The sequence below is a fragment of the Streptosporangium subroseum genome (genome assembly GCF_900188345.1).
Lineage (GTDB): Bacteria > Actinomycetota > Actinomycetes > Streptosporangiales > Streptosporangiaceae > Streptosporangium > Streptosporangium subroseum.
This window is the reverse complement of sequence record NZ_FZOD01000015.1, coordinates 48,797-54,924: the sequence shown is the minus strand read 5'-3', so window position 1 is coordinate 54,924 and position 6,128 is coordinate 48,797. Positions and strand designations below refer to the sequence as shown.

The following is a 6,128-nucleotide window of genomic DNA, read 5'->3' as shown; positions in this document are numbered from 1 at the left end:
CCGATATGAGCAACCCGTTCGAGAACCCCGACGGTGTCTACTCCGTCCTGGTCAACGACGAGGGACAGCACAGCCTGTGGCCCGAATTCGTCGAGATCCCCGCCGGCTGGACCGTCGTCCACGGCCCCGGCACCCGCCAGGAGTGCCTGGACCACATCGAGGCCAACTGGACCGACATGCGCCCGAAGAGCCTCGTGGAACAGGAGGGCTGACCGCGGAGCGCGCGTACCCGGAAAAGGGGCGCCGCGTACCAATGCCGCTGTCACCGGCGCCCATAGCCCCACCGGCGATTCGCCGGTGGGGCTTTTGGCGGGGGTGAGAGGCATCGCCCGCCGTGAGCGGCCGAGAGGCACCTGGCGGATCCGGTGCCTTCCCCTGCTCCGCGTCCCCGCCTCAGGGAAGTACTCATAAAGATTGCGAAAGGTCGGGAACGGGCGACACGCCGCAGCACAACCCCCTACAGCAGACACTTACTGCTTAACCTGGGGAAACGGGAGCAGACGAAGGTCAACTCGTATCTCACCGGCGTGGGCGTGACCCTGCGGCTCGGATGAATTTCGAGAGCGGCACGCATTCGACCATGACCGCGCGGGTTGCGGCAACGAAGGGGAAGTCATGCCCAGTACCTCGCCACACATCACCTCCCTGGCAACCGCGCCGCCCGCGTTCGAGAACGAGCTCGGATCGGTCACCTTGGTCGACGCCACCGTGCTGCCGATCCTCAACCGGCTCTCGATCAAGCGTCTCGTCCTCGAACCCGGCGCGATCCGCGAGCCGCAGTGGAACGTCAACGCCAACCAGCTCGGCTACTGCCTTTCCGGCACGGTCCTGGTATCGATCCTCGGCGACGCCGACGTCTTCTCCTCGTTTGTCGTCGGCGCCGGTCAGATGTATCACGTCGAGTCCGGCGCCGTTTATCACATCGAGAACATCGGCGCCGAGCGCGCCGAGTTCGTTCTCGCACTACGCAACGAACGCCCTCAGCATTTCTCGCTGCGCGACAGCTTCAACGCCATGACCGACGCGGTGCTCGGTAACACCTACGACCTGCCCGGCTCGGCGTTCGCCGCCTTCGACCGGTCTCCGGCGCAGCAGATCGTCCGCCGCACCGGTGCCGCCGATGTCCCGTCCACGGCCGGACTGCCCAACGCCCACCTGTTCGATGCCGAAGGCCAGCATCCGCCGCTGTCCTACGCCTACGGTGAGGCTCGCCTCGCCCGTAAGCAGTATTGGGCCGCCCTGGAGGACATCTCCATGTACTCCCTGCGCATCAGGGAGAGCGGAATGCGCGAACCGCACTGGCATCCGATCACCGGCGAGATGGGATACGTCGAAAAAGGTCATGCCCGCATGCGCGTTCTGGATCCCGACAACACCCTCGACGAGTATTTGCTCAGCCCGGGTGACGTGTATTTCGTGCCACGAGCCTTTCCGCACCACATCGAAGTCCTCGGCGAAGAAGACATTCACTTCCTCATCTTCTTCGATCAGCCCATGCCCGGCGACATCGGATACCGGGCCACCGCGTCGGCGTTCTCCCGCGAAGTTCTCGCCGCGAGTTTCGACATTTCCGAGCGCGACCTTCCCCGGTTCCCCTTCACGCCGATCGATCCCCTCATGGTCGCCCGAGCCAACCCTCGCGACCCGGTTCGCTGAGGAGCGGAGTCGCCGCGGCGAGTGCGAGCGCGGTGCACGTGAGCATCGGCGTCGGGGCGAGCCGTGCGGGCGCGCCGGAGACGCCCAGCCGACGGTCGACTCCGCGCGCGGCCCTGGGACCGGCCACTCGCACCGGTGACGGGGATGTCACAAATCATGCCGCTGTCCGGTCGTGTTTCCCGGAACTGCTTTCACTCGATGCGGCCGAAGGAACACCATGCACTCATCAGAGAAACGGATCGCCACGTCGGTCCTGGTCATCGGCACGGGAGGATCCGGGTTACGGGCCGCCATCGAACTCGCCGAACGCGGGGTCGGCGTCCTGGCGGTGGGCAAGCGGCCGAAGGCGGACGCGCACACCTCGCTCGCGGCCGGCGGCATCAACGCGGCGCTCGCCACGATGGATCCCGAGGACAGCTGGCAACAGCACGCGGCGGACACCCTCACGGAGAGCTACCTCCTTGCCAACCCCCAGACGGTGCGCATCGTCACCGAGGGGGCCGCACGGGGCATCGAAGACCTCCAGCGCTGGGGCATGCCGTTCGCACGTGAGGAGGACGGGCGGATCTCGCAGCGCTTCTTCGGCGCCCACACCTACCGGCGCACCGCCTACGCGGGGGACTACACCGGACTCGAGATCCAACGCACCCTGGTCAACCGGGCGACGCAACTCGATGTCCCGATCCTCGACACCGTGTACATCACGCGCATCCTCGTCCGCGACAACGCGGTCTTCGGCGCGTACGGTTTCGACCTGACCGACGGCAGCCGCTACGTCATCCATGCCGATGCGGTGATCCTGGCCGCCGGCGGCCACACCAGGATCTGGCGGCGCACCTCCTCCCGAAGGGACGAGAACACGGGCGACTCGTTCCGCCTCGCCGCCCTCGCCGGCTGCCGCATCCGCGACCCGGAGCTGGTGCAGTTCCACCCGTCCGGTCTCATCGCACCCGAGAACGCGGCGGGCACCCTCGTCTCCGAAGCGGCCCGGGGTGAAGGTGGAATCCTGCGCAACCAGCTCGGCGAGCGGTTCATGGCGCGGTACGACCTGGAGCGGATGGAGCTGTCCACGCGTGACCGCATCGCCCTGGCCGCCTACACCGAGATCAAAGAGGGCCGCGGGAGCCAAAACGGCGGTGTGTGGCTTGATGTGTCGCACCTGCCGAGACAGACGATCATGACGCGGTTGCCTCGCGTCTACCAGACGCTGCTGGAACTGCAGATGCTCGACATCACCAAGGACCCGATCGAGGTCGCACCGACCGCGCACTACTCGATGGGCGGGGTCTGGGTGCGACCCGAGGACCACGGCACGGGCGTCGACGGCCTGTACGCGATCGGGGAGGCGGCGAGCGGCCTGCACGGGGCGAACCGCCTGGGCGGCAACTCGCTCATCGAACTCCTCGTCTTCGGCCGCATCGTCGGACAGGCGGCGGCCGAGTACTCCGCGGGTCTCGACGCCCAGCGCCGCTCGGCCGAGGCGCTCGACGCGGCGCGGGCAGAGGTGGACGAGCTGCTCGCGGCCGACGGTCCCGAGAACGTTCGCTCACTGCAGCGAGCCCTCCGCGACATCATGACCGAGCATGCCGGCGTGGTGCGCGACGAGAGCGGCCTGCTGGAAGGCCTCGCCGAACTCACCGCGGTGGAAGCGCGCATCAACGACGTCGGCGTGCACCCGGACATCGCCGGTTTCCAGGACCTGGCCCACGCCTTCGACCTGAAGTCCGCAGCGCTCGCCGCGCGCGCGACGATCGAGACCGCGCTTGAGCGTCGCGAGACCCGCGGCTGCCACAACCGCTCCGACTACCCCGACCTCGACCCCGCGCTGCAGGTCAACCTCGTGTGGTCCGGACCCGGCTCCGTGGAGAGGGAGCCCATCCCGCCGATTCCCGTCGAGATCGCGGCGCTCATGCGCGAGGTCTCCACCGGCGGCAAGCTCGTCGAGTAGCGACCGCCGATGTGGCCGCAGGGTGGCGACGACATCGAAGCCCGAGCTCGGGGGTACGGCGGTCCAGCCCGCCGCAGGTCGATGCCACGGGTGGGCAGACATTTTGATCATTGGTGACGGCTTCATCCGCGGTGTGAAAAAGAATTTCGCGGCGGTTGTCACAAGTCTGGAGGCTGCCCTGTCTTAGTTGGCGGCCGGTCGGCGCACGGATGCCTCGGCGGACAGGAATCCCCGCCCGAATGATCCACGCGGTCTGCCGGACATCCACGCACGCCACGTATGGAGGAAAGATGAGCGCTCCGAGCGGAGAGAACGAGTTTCTGTACGAGCTCAAGATCGAGGTCGAGGAGGAAGTGATCCTGGTCGGGGAGAGCCATCTGGAGGAGGCGGCAGATCTGCCGATCACGGACTGGCTGTTCGATCCGACGGACGCCGAGCGCGAGGAAATCGGCCTTCGAGGCCTGCTCGACGCGGTCGAGGCGCTGGAGGGCGACTCCCGACCCGGCGAGCACGGCACGGCAAATGCCTGAAACACCCGTTCGGGCCCTTCTGGCGCCGGTGGAATGCGATCCTTCCGACAGCCGAGGCAAGACACGCATGAAATCGAGGCAGGACACGTATGAAACGCTCGCGACCGCAGGAGCTCGCCGTTCCTGATCCTTCGGCCCGGATCGTCACGCTCGACAGCCTTCGTGAGCATCTGCAGTGGGCGATCGAGCTGGAACACGCGACCCTGCCGCCGTATCTGTACGCACTGTACTCGCTGGATCCGGAGCGCAACCCCGAAGCCGTCGAGGTGGTGGGCGGCGTCTTCATCGAGGAGATGTTGCACCTGGCGCTGGCGGCGAACCTGCTCAACGCCGTCGGCGGCCGGCCGCGGCTGGACACCCTGCAGATGTTGCCGCCGCATCCCCGGCGGTTGCCGCATGGTGATCGCTCGCTGGAGGTGGCGCTGGTGCCGTTCGGGCCCGAGGCGCTGGAGATGTTCCTGCGCCTTGAGCGGCCGGCGCCGCCCGGCGGGCCGGCCGAGGGCGAGGACTACGAGACGATCGGGCAGTTCTACGCCGCGATCGAGCAGGGCCTGCGCCGGCTGAGTGACACGCTCGGCGAGGGCGCGGTCTTCAGTGGTGATCCGGCCCGGCAGGTGAGCGCCGCTCACTTCCGGCACACCGCCGGGCATCTGGTCGCGGTCGGTGATCTGGACTCCGCGCTGGCGGCGCTGCGGGAGATCGTCGAGCAGGGTGAGGGCAGCGCCGGCGGCGGGGTCTGGGACGGTGAGCAGGATGTCTTCCATCCCGAACGGGAGGAGGTCGCGCACTACTACCGGTTTCAGGAGCTCAAGGCCGGGCGGCGTTATCGGCGCGGTGACACCCCGCGGTCCGGGCCCACCGGGGAGCCGATTTCGGTGGACTGGGCCGGGGTCCGGCCGATGCGGCACAACCCGCGCCTGGACGACCACGCCGTGGGCAGCGCGATCCGCACCGCGCAGGAGGAGTTCAACCACACCTACTGCGCCGTCCTGCATCTGCTGGAGCAGGCGTTCAACGGCAGCCCGAACCTGCTCGCGGTCGCCACCGGCACGATGTACGCGCTCAAGGCCCAGACCCAGGCCCTGTCGCGGATGCCCGACGAGAACGGCACAACGGCCGGACCCACCTTCGACTACGTGGCACCCGAGCTGCGCCGATGGAGCGTCGGCGACCGGCGGCGGATCGTCGTGCTCCATGACGGCCCGTACGTCGTGTACGGCGGCATCCCGCTCCGGCGCAAACGCAAGATCGTCTCTGCGGAGAACGACGCGCTGACCTGGAAGACCGACGAGCCCCTGGCGACCGAGGACACCTACGCGCTGTGCCGCTGCGGCCGCTCAAGCTCCAAGCCGTTCTGCGACGGGACCCATGCCGTGGTCGGGTTCGACGGTACGGAGACCGCGAGCGAGCGGCCGTACAGGGAACTGCAGCACGTGCACGACGGGGTGGGCATCTCGGCTCAGCGGGTGGGGGAGCTGTGCATCCATGCCGCCTTCTGCGTCGGCCGTGCCAGGCCGATCGCCGCGATGCTCGCCGACACCGGCGACAGCGACGTGCGCTCCGACGTCATGGGCCGTATCGATCACTGCCCCTCCGGCTCCTACAGCTACGCCCTTCAGCGCGACGGCGAGGTGATCGAGCCCGACCTTCCGCAGGCCATCTCGGTTCTGGGAGAAGAGGACGGACTGGCCAGCGCGCTGTGGGTCACCGGTGGAGTGCCGGTCCTGCGGGCGGACGGACGGCCGCTGGAGACCCGCAACAGGATGACGCTGTGCCGCTGCGGCCATTCCGGCAACAAACCGCTGTGCGACGGGACCCACCGGGAGATCGGTTTCCGCGAGGAAACGCCGGAGGCCGCGGAGGCGGCCGGCCGTGCATCAAAATAGCTCCCGTTCACAGGTCAGAACAGCAGGAGGATCGGCAGCGAACAGCCGAGGAGGGCGACCGCCGCCGCGGCGGCGCCCGAAAATGAAAAGGGGGGCCGGGCCGCGAAT

Annotated in this window: 5 protein-coding genes; all 5 read left to right on the top strand. The window is 68.1% G+C overall.

The genetic code is table 11. The features are described 5' to 3' along the window. Nucleotides 1-5 precede the first annotated feature (5 nt). The 5 genes from CHC08_RS17375 (at nucleotide 6) to CHC08_RS17355 (ending at nucleotide 6,020) form a co-directional block, all read left to right on the top strand. A complete protein-coding gene (locus tag CHC08_RS17375; RefSeq protein ID WP_089208342.1) occupies nucleotides 6-212 on the top strand; it encodes an MbtH family protein in 207 nt (68 codons plus the stop codon). Between the two features lie 403 nt (nucleotides 213-615). Beyond that, nucleotides 616-1,656, top strand: a complete 1,041-nt coding sequence (locus tag CHC08_RS17370) for a cupin domain-containing protein (protein WP_089208341.1) — start codon at nucleotides 616-618, stop codon at nucleotides 1,654-1,656. 217 nt (nucleotides 1,657-1,873) lie between these two features. Continuing rightward, nucleotides 1,874-3,604 (top strand): L-aspartate oxidase, encoded by a 1,731-nt coding sequence (locus CHC08_RS17365; RefSeq protein ID WP_089208340.1) that lies wholly within the window; start codon nucleotides 1,874-1,876, stop codon nucleotides 3,602-3,604. 290 nt (nucleotides 3,605-3,894) lie between these two features. Further along, nucleotides 3,895-4,134, top strand: a complete 240-nt coding sequence (locus CHC08_RS17360) for a hypothetical protein (protein WP_089208339.1) — start codon at nucleotides 3,895-3,897, stop codon at nucleotides 4,132-4,134. A gap of 89 nt (nucleotides 4,135-4,223) precedes the next feature. Then, the gene (locus CHC08_RS17355; protein WP_089208338.1) at nucleotides 4,224-6,020 is read left to right on the top strand and encodes a ferritin-like domain-containing protein; all 1,797 of its coding nucleotides are present in this window, start codon (nucleotides 4,224-4,226) and stop codon (nucleotides 6,018-6,020) included. The last annotated feature ends 108 nt before the right edge of the window (nucleotides 6,021-6,128 follow it).

Coding starts and splice junctions, on each gene's coding strand:
- CHC08_RS17355 (WP_089208338.1), top strand. CDS start 4,224: ATGAAACGCTCGCGACCGCAGGAGCTCGCCGTTCCTGATCCTTCGGCC.
- CHC08_RS17370 (WP_089208341.1), top strand. CDS start 616: ATGCCCAGTACCTCGCCACACATCACCTCCCTGGCAACCGCGCCGCCC.
- CHC08_RS17375 (WP_089208342.1), top strand. CDS start 6: ATGAGCAACCCGTTCGAGAACCCCGACGGTGTCTACTCCGTCCTGGTC.
- CHC08_RS17365 (WP_089208340.1), top strand. CDS start 1,874: ATGCACTCATCAGAGAAACGGATCGCCACGTCGGTCCTGGTCATCGGC.
- CHC08_RS17360 (WP_089208339.1), top strand. CDS start 3,895: ATGAGCGCTCCGAGCGGAGAGAACGAGTTTCTGTACGAGCTCAAGATC.